At 72.7% G+C, this 14,973-nt stretch carries 16 protein-coding genes; 9 read left to right on the top strand and 7 right to left on the bottom strand.

Annotated features, from left to right (window positions below):
• Positions 1-189: 189 nt before the first annotated feature.
• The gene (locus ACFU5G_RS12085; RefSeq protein ID WP_377244282.1) at positions 190-876 is read left to right on the top strand and encodes a TetR/AcrR family transcriptional regulator; all 687 of its coding nucleotides are present in this window, start codon (positions 190-192) and stop codon (positions 874-876) included.
• Between the two features lie 35 nt (positions 877-911).
• Positions 912-1,313, top strand: a complete 402-nt coding sequence (locus ACFU5G_RS12080) for a RidA family protein (protein ID WP_377244279.1) — start codon at positions 912-914, stop codon at positions 1,311-1,313.
• A 17-nt stretch (positions 1,314-1,330) separates the two neighbouring features.
• Here ACFU5G_RS12080 and ACFU5G_RS12075 read toward each other — a convergent pair whose 3' ends face one another.
• Together ACFU5G_RS12075 and ACFU5G_RS12070 are read right to left on the bottom strand one after the other, a co-directional pair.
• Positions 1,331-1,957 carry a LysE family transporter gene (locus tag ACFU5G_RS12075; protein WP_377244276.1) on the bottom strand — a complete coding sequence of 209 codons (627 nt, stop codon included), beginning with the start codon at positions 1,955-1,957 and terminating at the stop codon, positions 1,331-1,333.
• Positions 1,958-2,494: 537 nt separating this feature from the next.
• On the bottom strand, positions 2,495-2,980 hold the full coding sequence (locus ACFU5G_RS12070; RefSeq protein WP_377244273.1) for a DUF1269 domain-containing protein: 486 nt from the start codon (positions 2,978-2,980) through the stop codon (positions 2,495-2,497).
• 163 nt (positions 2,981-3,143) lie between these two features.
• Here ACFU5G_RS12070 and ACFU5G_RS12065 point away from each other — a divergent pair, with 163 nt between their 5' ends.
• A complete protein-coding gene (locus tag ACFU5G_RS12065; protein ID WP_377244270.1) occupies positions 3,144-5,000 on the top strand; it encodes a LamG-like jellyroll fold domain-containing protein in 1,857 nt (618 codons plus the stop codon).
• A gap of 84 nt (positions 5,001-5,084) precedes the next feature.
• On the top strand, positions 5,085-5,738 hold the full coding sequence (locus tag ACFU5G_RS12060; protein ID WP_377244267.1) for a hypothetical protein: 654 nt from the start codon (positions 5,085-5,087) through the stop codon (positions 5,736-5,738).
• A gap of 62 nt (positions 5,739-5,800) precedes the next feature.
• Here the strand turns inward: ACFU5G_RS12060 and ACFU5G_RS12055 are convergent, their stop codons facing one another.
• Both ACFU5G_RS12055 and ACFU5G_RS12050 read right to left on the bottom strand, forming a co-directional pair.
• The gene (locus tag ACFU5G_RS12055) at positions 5,801-6,283 is read right to left on the bottom strand and encodes an NUDIX domain-containing protein (protein WP_377244264.1); all 483 of its coding nucleotides are present in this window, start codon (positions 6,281-6,283) and stop codon (positions 5,801-5,803) included.
• A 39-nt stretch (positions 6,284-6,322) separates the two neighbouring features.
• Positions 6,323-7,252: an alpha/beta fold hydrolase gene (locus ACFU5G_RS12050; protein ID WP_377244261.1), complete on the bottom strand. Its 930-nt coding sequence runs from the start codon at positions 7,250-7,252 to the stop codon at positions 6,323-6,325.
• A 125-nt stretch (positions 7,253-7,377) separates the two neighbouring features.
• Between ACFU5G_RS12050 and ACFU5G_RS12045 the strand changes: the two genes are divergently transcribed.
• A complete protein-coding gene (locus ACFU5G_RS12045) occupies positions 7,378-7,914 on the top strand; it encodes a DinB family protein (RefSeq protein ID WP_377244258.1) in 537 nt (178 codons plus the stop codon).
• 500 nt (positions 7,915-8,414) lie between these two features.
• Positions 8,415-10,058: a DUF222 domain-containing protein gene (locus ACFU5G_RS12040; protein ID WP_377244255.1), complete on the top strand. Its 1,644-nt coding sequence runs from the start codon at positions 8,415-8,417 to the stop codon at positions 10,056-10,058.
• A 33-nt stretch (positions 10,059-10,091) separates the two neighbouring features.
• Here the strand turns inward: ACFU5G_RS12040 and ACFU5G_RS12035 are convergent, their stop codons facing one another.
• Positions 10,092-11,111, bottom strand: coding sequence for an MBL fold metallo-hydrolase (locus tag ACFU5G_RS12035; RefSeq protein ID WP_377244252.1), 1,020 nt, complete (start codon positions 11,109-11,111; stop codon positions 10,092-10,094).
• A 51-nt stretch (positions 11,112-11,162) separates the two neighbouring features.
• Here ACFU5G_RS12035 and ACFU5G_RS12030 point away from each other — a divergent pair, with 51 nt between their 5' ends.
• Positions 11,163-12,068 (top strand): LysR family transcriptional regulator, encoded by a 906-nt coding sequence (locus ACFU5G_RS12030; protein WP_377244249.1) that lies wholly within the window; start codon positions 11,163-11,165, stop codon positions 12,066-12,068.
• Entirely contained in the window at positions 12,065-12,964 is a 900-nt protein-coding gene (locus ACFU5G_RS12025) for a serine hydrolase (protein ID WP_377244246.1), read from the top strand. Before ACFU5G_RS12030 ends, ACFU5G_RS12025 begins: the two co-directional genes overlap by 4 nt.
• 19 nt (positions 12,965-12,983) lie before the next feature.
• Here the strand turns inward: ACFU5G_RS12025 and ACFU5G_RS12020 are convergent, their stop codons facing one another.
• A complete protein-coding gene (locus ACFU5G_RS12020; protein WP_377244243.1) occupies positions 12,984-13,439 on the bottom strand; it encodes a hypothetical protein in 456 nt (151 codons plus the stop codon).
• Between the two features lie 119 nt (positions 13,440-13,558).
• On the opposite strand from ACFU5G_RS12020, the gene arfB reads away from it, so the two are divergent.
• Complete coding sequence (gene arfB / locus ACFU5G_RS12015; protein WP_377244239.1) at positions 13,559-14,005, top strand: alternative ribosome rescue aminoacyl-tRNA hydrolase ArfB; 447 nt, start codon at positions 13,559-13,561, stop codon at positions 14,003-14,005.
• 27 nt (positions 14,006-14,032) lie between these two features.
• On the opposite strand, the gene ACFU5G_RS12010 is transcribed toward arfB, so the two are convergent.
• Positions 14,033-14,971 carry a pyridoxamine 5'-phosphate oxidase family protein gene (locus ACFU5G_RS12010; RefSeq protein WP_377244236.1) on the bottom strand — a complete coding sequence of 313 codons (939 nt, stop codon included), beginning with the start codon at positions 14,969-14,971 and terminating at the stop codon, positions 14,033-14,035.
• Positions 14,972-14,973: the final 2 nt, after the last annotated feature.

Here is a 14,973-nt window from a genome sequence, read left to right as displayed (position 1 = left end):
TTTTTTTTTTTTTTTTTTTTTTTTTGTTTTTTTTTTTTTTTTTTGTTTGTTTTTTTTTTTTTTATATTTCTATTCTTGGGTGGTGCCGCCCCGGGGGGGCCCCCCGGGGGGGCCGCCCCCGACGGGACCTATGGTTGCCGCAGGTGGCGCCGCACACGGGCCACGGGAGAGTTCCCCGAGGAAGTGACGATGACAGACGACCCGACACCCGGCTTCCAGCGCGCGCGCAGCGCCGAGCAGCGCGAGATCCGCAAGCAGACCATTCTCGACGTGGCGACAGAGCTCCTGGACGAGATGCCGGTCGGCGAGATCAGCCTGCGAGAGCTCAGCCGCCGCGTAGGGCTGTCGAAGACCAACGTCGTGCGCTACTTCGAGACCAGGGAAGCCGTCTTCTTCGAGCTCCTCAACCGCTCGCTGGCGCAGTGGACCGAGGAGCTGGCCGGGGAGCTGTCGGCCGCGGGGCCCGCCGCCGCCCCCGACCAGGTCGCGGACACGGTGGCTCGGTCGCTGGCCGCCCGCCCGCTGCTGTGCGGCCTGCTCAGCGCCCTCGGGCCCGAGCTGGAGCGGAACATCTCCACCGAGGCCGCGCTCGAGTTCAAGCTGGCGCACGGCCGGCTCCTGGGCGAGCTGGCCGGTCTCCTGCGGCGTCACCTGGCCGGGCTGACCGAGGCCGAGGCCCGAGAGCTGGTCTCCCTGACCGTCGTGTACACGGCAGGGCTGTGGCCGTTCGCCAACCCCTCGGAGGCGGTCGCCAAGGCCCAGGAGGATCCCGCGCTCGCCGACACGAGGGTGGACTTCGCCGCTCGCCTCGGCCGCGTGCTGCAGATCGCCGTCGCCGGGCTGTCCGCCGCCAGCTTCGGGCGCCCCCGAAGGTAGGCGAGCGTGTCAGTGGCGCGTGGCAGCATCGGGACATGGAACAGATACAGCGTCTTCGACCCGATGGGCTCGTCCGGAGCCCGGCCTTCAGCCACGTCGCCGTGGTCCCGCCCGGCGCGACCACCATCTACGTGGGCGGACAGAACTCCGTCGACGTCGACGGCGCGCTCGTCGGCGCGGACGACGTGGCGGCACAGTCCACCCGCGCCCTGGAGAACGCGGGCGTAGCGCTCGCCGCCGCGGGCGCTACCTTCGCCGACGTCGTGCAGTGGACCGTCCTCTTCGTCGACGGCGTCGATCTCGCCGCGGCCTACGGGGCGATCGCGCCGGTGCTGGCCGCGGAGGAGCCGCCGCTGGTGCTCGGTGCGCGCGTCGCGGGGCTGGGGGTGCCGGGCGCGCTGATCGAGGTCAGCGCCATTGCGGCGGTGGTGCGGTAGCCCGGAGGCCTGCGCCCTCAGTGCATGACCGCGAGCAGCGCGCCGACCCCCACGAACAGGCTGCCGAACACCCGGTTGACGACCCGGGACCCCTTCTCCCCCGCCGTCAGCCGGCCGAGCCCGCGCGCCGTCGTCGCGAAGAAGAACCACATGACGACGACGTCGATGACCACGACGGTCGCGGCGAGCACCGCGTACTGGCCGAGCAGCGGGCGGTCCGGCTGGACGAACTGCGGGACGAACGCGAGGAAGAACACGACGGCCTTCGGGTTCATGAGGTTCACGAGCAGCCCGCGCCGGAACATCGACCCGGCGGGCTCGGGCAGCCTGGCGACGCCGTCGGCGTCCGCTCCCGGGCCGGTCTTGGCGAGGAACTGGCGCACGCCGAGGTAGACGAGGTACGCGGCGCCGGCGTACCGGATGGTGTCGAAGAGCCACGGCGTGCCCGCGACCAGCACGCCGACCCCCGCGGCGACGATCACGAGGTGCACGAGCAGCGCCGCCTGCTGCCCCAGGATCCCCCAGATCGACCGCGCCCAGCCGGACGTCATGGCGTTCGACATCGTGTTGATCGCGCCCGCGCCGGGCGTGAGGGAGATCAGGACGCCCGCACCGACCAGGGCGAGCCAGAGGGAGAGCGGCACGGCGGTCAGCCTACGGGCAGATCGGGCGCTCTCCGGCGCCGTCCGACGGCCGGACGGCGGGCCCCCGGCCTCCGCAGACCCGTTAGCACAACGCTAATGATCCCGCGCTTTAAACACTAATATCCCTTTCACGTTGCATCGCCCGTGTCGTGTACTTAACGTATGTAACGCGAACACCGTTCGACTCACGGGAATCGTCCCGTGATCCCCATTTCCTGAAAGGCATTCGCTCACATGAGCCTCATCGACATCGTCTCGAACCTGCTCGACAACCTGGGCCTGACCCTCGAGCAGATTCTGTGCCTGCTGGGCCTCTGATCTGGCGTAACACCGCCCGGGTCACCCGGTAGCGGCCGCTGGAACTCCTCCCCCAGCAAGCGAACGCCCCTCGCGGATCCCCGCGAGGGGCGTTCGTTCTTCTGCGCAACGCACAATTGGTTGCGTTCACGCAGTCATGGCCGTTCCGGCTGGACAATTCAGCGGGTCACGGATAAAGAAATGCCGAGCCATTTCGACGACCGTGATCACCCGACAAAATCACGTCCCGAACGTCTCCAGCAGCGTCGACCGTTCCGCGTCGGTGAGGTTGGTCGCAACGAGCTTGCCGCGCATGCCGTGGAACCGCTCGCCGACCCGGTCGAGGTCGCCGTCCTGGGTCACCGCGAACAGCGCGGACGTGCCCTCGGTGACCTGTTCCCGGATGGTCTCGAGCTGCTTCCGGTCGATGCCGACGGCCTCGGTGTGCTTGGCCAGGGCGCCGATCGCCGCGCCGGCGGCGGCCCCGATGACCGGGATGAAGAACAGGGTGCCCAGCAGCAACCCCCAGAACGCGCCCCACCCGGTGCCGCGCCACTCGTTCTCGTGCGCCTGCTTGGTGGTCGGGGTCGCCTGCCCGACGGGCCAGGACACCACGGCGTGGTCGAGCACGGTGATCAGGCCTTCCGACGCCGCCTGCTTGAGGTTGGCGGCCGCCGCCTGGGCACCCCCGGGATCGTCGAACTTCCAGACAGTGAACGTTGTCATGGTGATCTTCAGCCTTCCGGACGGTCCAGCCCCCCGTCGTCCGATCGTCGCACCGGGGTGCACGCCTCGCTTGCCGAACCGTGCCGGTCACCCGGGGCGAAACGTCAGCCGCCGTTCGGCCCCGCGTCACCCCTGCGCCAACCGGCCCGGTGACGATGCCGACGTGGAAAACAAGCTCTCTCGCCGCTCCCTGCTCCAGGCGGCAGCGGCCGTACCGATCATCTCCGCGGCCTCCGCGGCCGCGGGCGCCACGCCGGCGTCCGCCGCTCCGCTGCCCGCCACGCCCAAGGGCGGCAAGCCGGACGCCACCGCCGCGCGGTTCACCATCGCTGTCCTGCCCGACACGCAGTACCTGCTGGACGACGGCGGCTCCGACGCCGAGCCGGTGCGGGCGACACTGCGCCACCTCGTGCGCGAGCAGGCCCAGGACAACATCGTGTTCATGACCCAGCTCGGCGACGTGACCGAGCACGGCACGGCCACCGAGATGCGCGCCGCGAGCCGCGCCTTCGAGGCCGCCGGCCGCCTCCCGTACAGCGTGCTGGCCGGCAACCACGACGTCAGCGGCGACGACCAGCGCGGCGACTCCCCGTACCTGCGCACCTTCGGGCCGCAGCGTTTCGCCCGGATGGAGACCTACGGCGGCTCCTCCCCCGACGGCTACAACAGCTACCACGTGGTGCGCGGCGGCGGCCGCGACTGGCTGATCCTGGCCCTGGACTGGCGCCTGTCCGACGCCGGGCTCGCCTGGACCCAGGGCGTGCTGGACGACCACGCCGAGCTGCCCGCGATCCTGACCACCCACGACCTGGTCTGGGCCGAGGACGACGGCACGGCCCACCTCTCCGACAACGGGCAGCGCCTCTGGGACCGCCTCATCAAGGGCAACGACCAGATCTTCCTCGCGCTCGGCGGGCACTACTGGCCGTCCGGCCGCACCACCCTGACCAACGACGCCGGCCACCCGGTGCACCTGCACATCACCAACTACCAGGACCGCTACTACGGCGGCGCCGGCATGGTGCGGTACTACGCGTTCGACCTGGTGCGCGGCGTGATCGACGTCGAGACGTTCTCGCCCTGGCTGCTGGCCAAGGACGAGCCGACGCCCCTGGAGGCGGAGCACGTCGAGCTGAGCGGCGACGTGGACCGGTTCACCGTCGAGATCGACTTCGACGAGCGGTTCGCCGCGTTCGCGCCCCCGCTGCTGCCGGCGCCGCGTCCGCCGTCGGCCGTCATGCCGCGCGGGACCGTCGCGTACTGGCGGTTCGACGAGGCCGGCCTGGCCACCGCGGGGTCGGACGGCGCCCCGGTGGCGCCCGGGACGGTCGCCCGCGACCTGACGGGCAACGGGAACGACCTGACCTCCCAGCTGCTGCACGCCAGCGCCCCGGAAGCGCTGACCTGGTCGGCCGAGCACCACGACGCCCAGCCGGCCCGCGCCAGCCTGCGGTTCGACGGCGGCAAGTCGCCCGACCGCGGCGCCGTCCTGCGCACCGGACCGAACGCGCCGGTCAACAGCGCGACGTTCGAGTCGGGCTACACGATCGAGACGTTCCTCAAGCTGCCGGAGCCCTTCGAGGGCGACCACTCCTGGATGGGCATCCTGAGCTGGGAGGGCCGCGCGGGCGACGCCGGCAAGCACAGCGGCTGGTCCGACGACGAGGCCACCTGCAGCCTGAACCTGTCGGGCGAGCGGTTCCTGCAGTTCGTCGTCTACCCCGTGCCCGTCGACGCCGACCCGACGTCGTGGAGCCACGCGATCCCGGTGGGCCGCTGGATGCACGTCGCGCTCGTCAACGACGGCCGGCACACGGTGATGTACGTGGACGGCTCGAAGATCGCACGCAACGCCGCCGAGGAGTCGCGCGGCATCTCGACGCTCGGCAAGCCGTTCGCCATCGGCGGCACCCAGTCCGCCGAGCGCTACGGGCAGGGTTTCTACGGCTGGATCGGCGACACCCGGATCGTCTCCCGCGCCCTGCGGCCCGACCAGTTCCTCACCGCCGTGAAGGGCTGAAACGCCGTCCGACCTGCGTGAACATCTCTCGGACTCTTTTCCGGGAGGCACAACCTTTCACCCGGCCGCTGCGTCGTAGAGGGTATGAGACACACACACGAGAAGGCACGTTCCATCGTCCTGACGGCCAGCCTCGTCGTCGGCCTCACGGCGGGGGCGACGACGGCCGCCGTCGCCGCCCCCGCGCAGGTGGCGTGCTCCGCCGTCGCCGCACACGCGCCGAGCCACGTCGCGGACCCGCCCGGGTGCGACCCGGTCGGCATCCCGATCAAGCTGGGCGAGCCCACCGACGGCGCGACCGACACCTGGCAGTCCACCGAGACGGACGGCGTCGGCTACAAGCTCCCCGCCGACTGGACCGGTCGCGCCGTCGTGGGCGACGGCGGCCCCGGCCACGAGTGGGAGTCCCCCGAGACCATCTACTCGGGCGAGTTCGGCGACCTGCACTGGCGGGTACTGATGCAGTCGCCCTTCATCGACCAGGAGCTGCCCGACCCCGAGGTGCTGAACGAGCTCGGGTGGTACGCCTCGTACATCGACATCGACGGCGCCTCGGGGGCCGTGCTCACGGCCGCGCAGACCGAGCACTGGGGCGCCCCGGGCGTCGAGACGATCGACTTCCAGGTCTTCGTCGAGTCGGAGGAGACCGGCGTGGTCAGCCGGTTCATGGGCGAGCTGCCGCCGGGCGAGGAGGGCCAGTTCCTGCTGGACAACTTCGTGCCGACGATCGAGCCCTGATCCTGGCGTGAGCTGAGCTGAACCGAGGCGGGTCCCGGCACGGGGCCCGCCTCGTGCTCTCCTCAGCCGGCGAGGTGCTCCGCGAGCCGGTCGACGAATTCAGCCTGGGCGCTGACGACGACGCGCCGCGCGTCGTCGGGCGCGAACCAGGCGACGCGGTCGATCTCGGGGACCTCGATCCGCCTGCCCGACCGCGGCGGCCACTCGATCTCGACCGTGTTGCTGCTGATCCGGGTCAGGTCGGGCACGGGCTGCGGCCACTCGCGCGCCCACGCGAGCACCACCTTGCCGGACTTCTGCCGCACCTCGCCCAGGTCGATGTCAGGGGCCGACGGCGCCGGCAGGTCCAGCCCGAGCTCCTCGCGCGTCTCCCGCAGCGCCGCGGCGTGGGGCGCCTCGCCGGGTTCGAGCTCGCCCTTGAGGACCGTCCAGGCACCGGCGTCCTTGCGGGCCCAGAACGGCCCGCCCATGTGGCCGAGCAGCACCTCGAGGCCGCCGTCGGGCAGCCGCCGGAAGGGCAGGAGGCCCGCGCTCGTCGTCGCCATGGGTCCCAGTCTGGACGGCGGCGCCGTCGGGGGCGTCTTCTAGACGGCGAAGCGGGCGATCGCGCGCGTCAGCTCGGCCACGGAGTCCTGCCCGCCGTGCCCGTCACCGAGCACGAAGAGCTCGCTCCCGGGCCAGGCCCGGTGCACGTTCCACGCGGTCACGGCGGGGCTCGAGATGTCGTGCCGGCCGTGGATGAGCACGCCCGGTACCTGCGCCAGCCGGTCCATCCGTCCCACGATCTCGTCGCCGCCGAACCCGGAGCTGGACCAGTAGTGGGTGACCAGCGTGGCGAGCACGTCCCGCACCGGCGGGTCCTGCCAGCGCGGGTCGGGGCTCCACCCGGGGCCGAGGGAGACGTGGGTGTCCTCCCACCGCCCCCACGCGGCGGCGGCGGTCGCCCGCACGTCGGGTGACGGATCGCGCATCGCGCGGGCATAGGCGTCGACGAGGCGCTCGCCCGGGGCGGGGTCGACGGCGCCGGCGAACAGCTCCCACTCCTCCGGGAAGACGCGGCCCATGGCCTCGGTGATCCACTCGACCTCCTCGGTCGAGGTGTTCGTCACGGCGAAGAGCGCGACGCCGGTGACGTGCTCGGGGTGGGCCTGCGCGTACGCGAGCGCGAGCGTGCTGCCCCACGAGGCACCGGTCACGGTCCAGCGCTCGATGCCGAGATGGCGGCGCAGGGCCTCGATGTCCTCGATCTGCGCCGGTGTCGTGTTCTGGTCCAGGAGGTCCAGCCGCTCCGTCACGAGCGGACGGCTGCGCCCGCAGCCGCGCTGGTCGAAGGTGACGGCCTGCTGCCGGTCCGGGTCGATCCGACGACGGTGGCCCGCCATCGACCCGCTGCCCGGGCCGCCGTGCAGCCACAGCACGGCCGGGCCGTCGGGGTTGCCGAACGCCTCGTAGTACAGCTCGTTGCCGTCGGCTACCCGAAGGTGCCCGGTACGCAGCGGGGTCGGCGAAGTCATCCCCCGAACCTAGACGATCCCGCAGGTGGGAGCCCACACGCGGGCACCTGGCGGGGTGCGGTCCCGCCAGCACCCGCCGCACGACGCGGTCGGACGTCGCCACGGTTCCTCGCTACGGTTCCGGGATGAGGACGATCACCGACCCCGCGGACCGCTTCGACATCCCGTTCACCGCCGACGAGAAGCAGACCCTGCTCGGGATCCTCGCCTTCCAGCGCGACACGCTGCGCTGGAAGTGCGCGGGGCTGAGCAGCGAGCTGCTCGCCTACCGGCACGCCCCGAGCACGCTCTCGCTCAGCGGTCTGCTCAAGCACCTCGCGGTGATCGAGGCGGCCTGGGTCAACGTGACGTTCGCAGGGACGGTCGAGACGCCGTCCTGGTACACCCAGTACGAGGCGCAGCGGGAGCGCACCGACTGGACCTTCGCCACCGCCGTGGACGACTCGGCCGAACAGCTGCTGACCTGGCTCGACGAGGCGCAGCGGGTCACGGAGCGAGTCGTGGCCGAGGCCGACCTCGACGCGATCGCCCAGGAGCCGTTCTGGGACGGCGAGCGGGCCACCCTGCGGTGGATCCTGCTGCACCTGGTCCAGGAGTACGCCCGGCACCTGGGCCACGCGGACCTGATCCGGGAGGCGATCGACGGGTCGGCGGGTATCTAGGTCGTTGGTCCTGAGGGGGCCGGGCGTCGTCGGGGGTCCGGTCGTCGTCGGGGGTCCGGTCGTCGTCGGGGGTCCGGTTGCGGTGGGAGGTGCTGCGGTGGGGAGTGCTGCGGTGAGAGTCGAGGTGCTGGTACTGGTGCGCCCTACCTCGTTTTGGCGCGTTACAAGGCTTGTCCACAAGGCTGGTAGCCGCATTCTGCTGTTGGCAGATCGGGCCTGTTCAGCGAGCGGTACGAACGGGTGTGCCATATGTTGATGGCATGAAGCGAACCGGTGGTGTGCCAGAACGAGCAGGCAAGCAGCCTGCTCGATCGGCGCTGCCCGGGAGCGGGTCGCGACTGCCTGGCGGGTCCGCGCTGCCCGGGGGTGTCGGGTCTTCGGATGCCGCCGGTACGTTCGGTGCCGCCGGTACGTCCGTGATTGGCGGAGCCGTCGACGTCGCGGGGGTGCGGGCGGTGCGGGCGGCCCTCGCGAGCATGATCTTGCCCGGTGCCACTGACATGCCTTCGGCCTCCGCGCCAGGACTGATGTCGGGGCAGGTGCAGGCCGAGTGGGTGGACCTGCTCGGCGAACTGGAGGCCGTGAAGAACGCGATCACCGCGACGCAGGCCCGGCTGGCGGTCGCTTTGGATGAGGCAACCCGTGCCGAGGAAGCGCGGCAGAGCATCCGGGCCGAGCGGCGTGGTCGTGGTGTCCCGAACCAGGTCGGTGCGGCGCTGCGGGTCAGCCCGCATGCGGGGGCGGGGTTCGTGTCCACGTCCCGGGTCTGGGTCACCCAGATGCCGCAGACCTTCACCGCCCTGCAGGCCGGGGTGCTGTCGCAGTGGCGAGCCACCCTCCTGGTCCGGGAGACCTCGCACCTGTCCGTGGAGCACCGGGCCCTGATCGACGAGGAGATCTGCGGACCCACGCACCTAGCCGAACTGGCCCGCATGAGCACCCGCCGTCTCGTGGCCCGGATCAAGGAACTCGCCGCACAGCTCGACGTGCGCGCCTGCGTGAAGCGCAACGCGAAGGCGGTCACGGAGCGGCGGGTCTCGATCCGCCCAGCACCGGACCTGATGGTCTACCTGACTGCCCTCGTGCCGATGGCGCAGGGTGTGCAGGCTTACGCCCGGCTCAAGTCCCACGCCGAGGCTGCGAAGGCGTCCGGGGATGAGCGTGGGGTGGGTCAGATCATGGCCGACACCCTCATCGAACAGGCCACCGGTCGCGAACCCGGCCACGCGAACGACGTGCCGGTCACGATCAACCTGCTCGTCTCCGACGAGACCCTTCTTGCTGGTGGTGACCAGCCCGGCGTGGTGGTCGAGGGCGCCCCCGCTGGTGCGGGCGTGGTCCCGGCACCGGTCGCCCGGAACCTCGCGGCGCACGCGATCGAGACCGACACGGCCTGGCTGCGGAGCATCTATGTGAACCCGCACGGCCGGCTGCTGGCGACGACGTCGACGTCCCGGTTCCACCCGCAAGGCCTGTCGAGCCTGCTGCGCGCCCGCGAGCAAGGGATCTGCGCCACTACCTGGTGCGACGCCCCGATCCGGCACACCGACCACGTCACCCCGCACGCCGAGGGCGGCCCCACGAGCCTCGACAACGGCCAGGGCCTGTGCGCCCGGTGCAATCACGCGAAGCAGGCACCGGGCTGGCGCCAGAAGACCACCCACCTGAACGGCCTCCACGCCGTCGAGACCATCACCCCCACAGGGCACACGTACGTCTCGGTCGCGCCCACACCGCCGACTCCGGTCAGAACCCGCGACACCACACAGGTTCACGGCGCTGGATCACCGGAATACGTCACACCGGTTGGCGACACGGACCTCAGCCAGCACTCCGGTGCGCCCAGGGACGGATCGGTCACCGGCGAGACCGACCGCGCTCAGGACCCAGCCCCGACTCGCGACCGCGCCGCGACTCCACCCTGGACCCCCGCGGTCGGCGTAACCGGCCCCGCACCCGGCCGCACACCACGCAGCCGCTACTCGATCGGCTGCCAGACCACACCCACCCACGGCACGATCGCCTACCGCCCCAGCACGACACCCCAACAGCCCCGACCGGCACACCAGCCACCCAACCGGGCAACCGGCCGGGCCCGCACCCGCCCACGCCGGCCCGACCTCTCCTGGGTCCACCCCACCTGACCAGCACCGGGAAGGCCGCGCCGCCCCGCACGATCACAGGAGGTCGAGCGGCTTCCCGTACTCCGGCTCGACGACGCGCGTGCGCGGCGAGAGCTGGCGGATCTGCTCGGTGAGGTCGCGCATCCGGGCCCGGGTGGCGTCGCCGGCGCGGGGCGGGTCGGCCAGCGGCGTCTCGAAGTCGTCCCAGTGCACCAGCACGACCTGCTCCGGCTCCAGCACGGTCAGCAGGCGTTCCGCGTAGCCGGCGGTCACGTCGGTGCTCGGCACGGGCAGCGCCACGGTGTCGACGTGCAGGCCCCGCAGCGCCTGGTCGTCGTAGTCGCTGCCGCCGAGCAGCAGCACGGACCGGCCCTGCGGCGACCGCAGCAGGTAGGACAGGGTGTCGCCCTCGGGCAGGTCGGCGATCGTCCGCGGCCGGGCCGGCTTCTGCGTGCGGACGCCCGGGAACAGGAGCGCGCCGGTCGCGGTCCGGCTGTGCAGCGACGGCACGACCCGCACCACCAGGTCGCCCAGATGCATCTCCTCGCCGCCGCGCACCACGGCGAGCTGGCCCTGCGGCACGCCCATGGCCAGGGCCAGGTGGTAGCCGGTGAGCGTGGTGAACACCATGGCGCCGCGGGTGCGGGCCAGGTGCGGCACGTCGGCGAAGTGGTCCCAGTGGGTGTGGGTCACCAGGATCGAGTCGATGGCGCCGGCTGCCGTGCCGGCCCTGCCCAGCGCGCGGTCGAGGGCGGCGGCGTCGACCCGCAGCCTGGTGGTCGCGGCGAACTTGCCCGCGGCGAGACCGGTGTCGAACCGCGTCACGTACGGGTCGAGCAGGACGGTCGTGGCGGGCGTCCGGATCTTCCAGCCCGAGGTGCCGAGCCAGGAGAAGGAGGCGAACCCGCTCGGCGCGGCAGTCGGTCGGGTCTCGGACGCCGGAACGGGGGCGCCCTCCGCCGCCAGCGCGCGGGTTCCGGCGACGCCGCCGAGCACACCGAGGGCGGCCGTGCCGGCGCTGGTCATGAGGGCGCGGCGGCTGAGGCCGCGCGTCGAGGAGGTGGGTGTCGTCATGGCGCACACCCTCGGCGGACGGCGTCGGGAGAGTCAAAGAGTCTTGTGGACGTGACCCGAGTCGTTCTCGATATGGTGCCCGGTTACGCTCCCGAGGTGGACCTGCTGCGGCACCTGGGCTTCTTCCGCGCCGTCGCCGACGTGCGCCACTTCGGCAACGCGGCCGCCGACCTCGGCATGACGCAGCCGCCCCTGTCTCAGGGCATCCGCCGCCTGGAGCGGCACCTCGGCGTGCGCCTGTTCGACCGGGACGCGCGGGGCGTGCGGATCACCGCCGCCGGGCAGCAGCTCCTCCCGGCCGCGCGCGACCTGCTCGACGCCGCCGACGACCTCGTGGCCGCCGCCCGCGACCTCGCCCTGCCCGAGCAGGTGCGCCTCGGCATAGCCGCCGACCTGGAGGACGCCGTGCCGGTCCTTCTGCGCGACCTCGCCGCCGGCGGGACGGCCGTGGCGCCGACCGTCGCGGGCAGCGTCGAGCTGGTCGACCTGCTGCGGGACGGGCTGCTCGACGTCGGCGTGGTTCGGCACCCCGGCGTGCACGACGGCCTGACGGCGGGCGAGGTGCTGGTGCTCCCGACCCATCTGATCGGCGGCCTGGTCAACGGCGGGGGCTCACCCCTCGCGCAGGTCACCCTCCCCGTCGCCGTCCCGCCGCGGCACCACCAGCCGCCGGCGCACGACCAGCTCGTGGACGCGCTCCGGCGGGCCGGGCACAGCGGCGCCGTCGTCGAGGCGCGGGACGCCGCCCAGCGCCAGGCCCTGGTCGCGGCGGGAACGGCCGTGGGACTGGTGCCCGTCGTCGACGGCGCGGCCGAGACAGGGTGCCCGCCGCTGCGGCTGCGCGTCGTGCTGCCCCATGTCACGCGTCGTCGGCCCGAGGTGGACCACGACACGGTGGCCGCGGCGATCGCGGCGGGCCTCGGGGCCACGTCAGCGCCGCCCGGACCGGCCCGATGACCCCCACCGGCGCGGACACCGGCGCGACCCTCCGGGCCATCGCCCGCGACGCCGGCGTCACGGCCCACGTCCACGCGACCCGGCTGACCGGCCCGGCCGGGACGACCTCCCTGGCCGACACCGAGCCGGTCGCGATCGCCTCCCTCTACAAGCTGCCCCTCGCTCTCGTCTGGGCGGACCTCGTCACCGAGGGCCGGCTCGCGGCGGACCAGCCGGTCCGCCTCGCCGCACCGAACCGGATGCCCGGCCCGACGGGCGTCGCGATGCTGCTCGACGACGTCACCCTGAGCGCCCGCGACGCCGTCCGGCTGATGCTCGCCGTGTCGGACAACGCGTGCGGCGACGCCGTGCTGGACCTGGTGGGCCGCGACCGGGCGCACGAGCGCCTGATGCGGCTCGGGCTACCGGCGACCCTGGTGCGGCAGGGGTCCGCGGAGGAGACGCGCGCCGTCCTCCGGGACACCGGCACCGACGGCTGGGCCGCCGCCCAGCGCGTGCTCGCCGACCCGGACCGCGCCGCCGAGACGTCGCAGTACGACCCGGCGCTGGCGAGCGCGGCGACGGCCGCGCAGCTCGGGCAGGTGCTGCGCCTGCTGTGGTCGCGCCCGGGCCCGGCCCACGGCACGGTGCGAGATGCCCTGGCCCACCAGGCGTGGCGGCACCGGGTGGGCAGCGGGTTCCCGCACGACGACGTCCTGCTGCTCGGCAAGACCGGGACCCTCGGCCGCCTGCGGCACGAGGCGGCGGTGGTCCGCTTCCCGCACGAGCACCCGGTCGGCGTCGTGGTGCTGACCCGCGCGGCCCGACCAGAGCGGCACCTGCCCCGGGTCGAGGCCGCGATCGGCGAGCTGGCGCGGGTCGCCGTCGGGCCGCTGCGGCTGGCCGACGACGAGTGACGTGCCGCCGCGAGCCGGCTCAGCAGACGGTGGCGCTCACGTGCACCCAACCGGTCTCCACGGAACCACCGGACTTGGACTTCCACTGCAGCTTCGCGCTACCGGTGACGCGCGTGCCACAGGCGAAGTCGAACGCGGGGGTCGACAGGGAATCCTGGCTGTCCTGATAGGCAGCGTTCTTCTTCTTCGGGAAGATTCCCCCGCTCGGCGGGTTCGTCCAGTCCCGGTACCACTCGATGTCGGTCTCCACGATCCGAACGACGTAGTCGCCCGGGCGGCCGGCGTCGTCCGACACCGATCCGCGCACGTAGACGGTGCCCGTGGAGTTCTGCCGGATCGACACACAGCGGTCGACCCGATCCCCCACGCAGTGCCCGGCCACGCGGGTCCACGCGCTGGCAGGTGCGGCGGTCAGCACCGTCGCCAGCAGCGTGAGCCCTGCCACCGCCGCAAGAGTTCTCCTGATCCGGTTCATGCGGGTCCCCCTGTCAGTGGAACGCTCGACAGCGCCCCGTCACCGCCAAGCGTGCCTCCGCCGCAGCACTTCCGCACGCAAAGCACCGGCGAACCGGGCGGGTGCGGGACCATAGCCACATGCCCTCCCCCGTCCGCCCCGGCCTCGCCGTCACTCCCGCCCTGACGATCCCCCGGGCCGAGCTCACCGAGCGGTTCTCCCGCGCCTCCGGGCCCGGCGGTCAGGGCGTCAACACGACGGACTCGCGCGTCGAGCTGTCCTGGGACGTCGGCCGGTCCGTCGTGCTGAGCGACCCGCAGCGCGCCCGGCTCACCGAGCGACTGGCCGGCCGGCTCGTGGACGGCGTCCTGACGGTCGTCGCCTCGGAGAACCGGGAGCAGCGGCGCAACCGCGACGCGGCCGCCATGCGGCTGGCCGCGCTCGTCGCCGACGCGCTGGCGCCCGGCCCGAAGGCGCGCCGCGCCACGCGGGCCACCCGGGGGTCGAAGGAGCGGCGCCTGACCGCCAAGAAGCAGCGGTCGGACACCAAGCGGCTGCGCTCCTCGAAGCCCCGGCGCGAGGACTGACGCGGCAGTCCCCGGCCGGGGCAAGGATCAGCGCCGCTCCGCGTCCAGGCTCGCGTGGATCGCGTCGAGCTCCTCCCAGGCCACCTGCGGCCGCTCCAGGCCCCGCTTCGCGAGGTACGCCGCGGCCCGGGCACGCAGGCCTCGCACGAACCGGAACGGCGTCAGCAGGCCCGCGGTCCGGACGCCGTCCACGACCCGCTCCGGCCGGAACACGAGGCCACGATCGCCCTCGACGAGCTCGCCCAGCACGACGAGGCTCCGGTTCCCGGCCAGCAGCTCGTCGTGGCGGTGGAACAGGAGGCTCGCGGGGCCCGGCCGCGCGTCGGTGCCGGGCACCAGCAGGCCGCCGTCGACGGCCTCGGGGACCACCCGGTCGAGGGTCGGCAGACCGGCGTCGTCCAGCCGGGCCAGGACCCCGCTGGTGAAGTCGCCCAGCTCCTTGGCGAACGGCGCGGGCAGGCCCGGCATCGCCGGGACCGAGAGCGGCCGGGCGGCGTCCGGCAGCGGCTCCCGCGTCGTGACCGCGGCGGGCGTCACCGTGATGATCAGCCGCATGTAGTAGACGTCGAGGAGGCGCCGGGCCAGCCGCCCGGTCGACAGGGCCCGCGACGACGGCTGGGCCCCCGCGATCCGCCGCCACAGGTCGGCGTTGCGCGCGAACGAGGTCACGACCTCGTCCGGGCACTCGGCCTCGCCCTGGAGCAGCACCTGCCCCGCCTGGTCGAGGCCGCTGCCCGTGGGATCCGAGAAGAGCACGGCGACCCGCGGGTCCCGCCGCACGTTGAGGGCCTTCTGCGCGAACCCGATCGAGGTCGACAGCACGAACGTGCCGCCGTCGGGCCGCCAAACGCCCGAGACCGGCCACGCGACCGGCGTGCCCGACCGCGAGACGGTGGCCACCTCGCACGTGAGATAGGACGAGATGACGCCGGCCGCGACCGGTGCGACCAGCTGGTCGTTCTGCATTG

This window comes from Promicromonospora sp. NPDC057488 (genome assembly GCF_042802395.1).
In the GTDB taxonomy this organism is placed as follows: Bacteria; Actinomycetota; Actinomycetes; order Actinomycetales; family Cellulomonadaceae; genus Promicromonospora.
Note: the sequence above shows the minus strand (reverse complement) of the source record. Positions and strands in the feature narration are given on the sequence as shown.

What these genes read in the sequence shown, in the direction of transcription:
- ACFU5G_RS12085 (WP_377244282.1), top strand. Translation starts at nt 190, where the DNA reads ATGACAGACGACCCGACACCCGGCTTCCAGCGCGCGCGCAGCGCCGAG.
- ACFU5G_RS12080 (WP_377244279.1), top strand. Translation starts at nt 912, where the DNA reads ATGGAACAGATACAGCGTCTTCGACCCGATGGGCTCGTCCGGAGCCCG.
- ACFU5G_RS12070 (WP_377244273.1), bottom strand. Translation starts at nt 2,980, where the DNA reads ATGACAACGTTCACTGTCTGGAAGTTCGACGATCCCGGGGGTGCCCAG.
- ACFU5G_RS12060 (WP_377244267.1), top strand. Translation starts at nt 5,085, where the DNA reads ATGAGACACACACACGAGAAGGCACGTTCCATCGTCCTGACGGCCAGC.
- ACFU5G_RS12055 (WP_377244264.1), bottom strand. Translation starts at nt 6,283, where the DNA reads ATGGCGACGACGAGCGCGGGCCTCCTGCCCTTCCGGCGGCTGCCCGAC.
- ACFU5G_RS12050 (WP_377244261.1), bottom strand. Translation starts at nt 7,252, where the DNA reads ATGACTTCGCCGACCCCGCTGCGTACCGGGCACCTTCGGGTAGCCGAC.
- ACFU5G_RS12045 (WP_377244258.1), top strand. Translation starts at nt 7,378, where the DNA reads ATGAGGACGATCACCGACCCCGCGGACCGCTTCGACATCCCGTTCACC.
- ACFU5G_RS12040 (WP_377244255.1), top strand. Translation starts at nt 8,415, where the DNA reads ATGCCTTCGGCCTCCGCGCCAGGACTGATGTCGGGGCAGGTGCAGGCC.
- ACFU5G_RS12035 (WP_377244252.1), bottom strand. Translation starts at nt 11,111, where the DNA reads ATGACGACACCCACCTCCTCGACGCGCGGCCTCAGCCGCCGCGCCCTC.
- ACFU5G_RS12025 (WP_377244246.1), top strand. Translation starts at nt 12,065, where the DNA reads ATGACCCCCACCGGCGCGGACACCGGCGCGACCCTCCGGGCCATCGCC.
- ACFU5G_RS12020 (WP_377244243.1), bottom strand. Translation starts at nt 13,439, where the DNA reads ATGAACCGGATCAGGAGAACTCTTGCGGCGGTGGCAGGGCTCACGCTG.
- arfB (WP_377244239.1), top strand. Translation starts at nt 13,559, where the DNA reads ATGCCCTCCCCCGTCCGCCCCGGCCTCGCCGTCACTCCCGCCCTGACG.
- ACFU5G_RS12010 (WP_377244236.1), bottom strand. Translation starts at nt 14,971, where the DNA reads ATGCAGAACGACCAGCTGGTCGCACCGGTCGCGGCCGGCGTCATCTCG.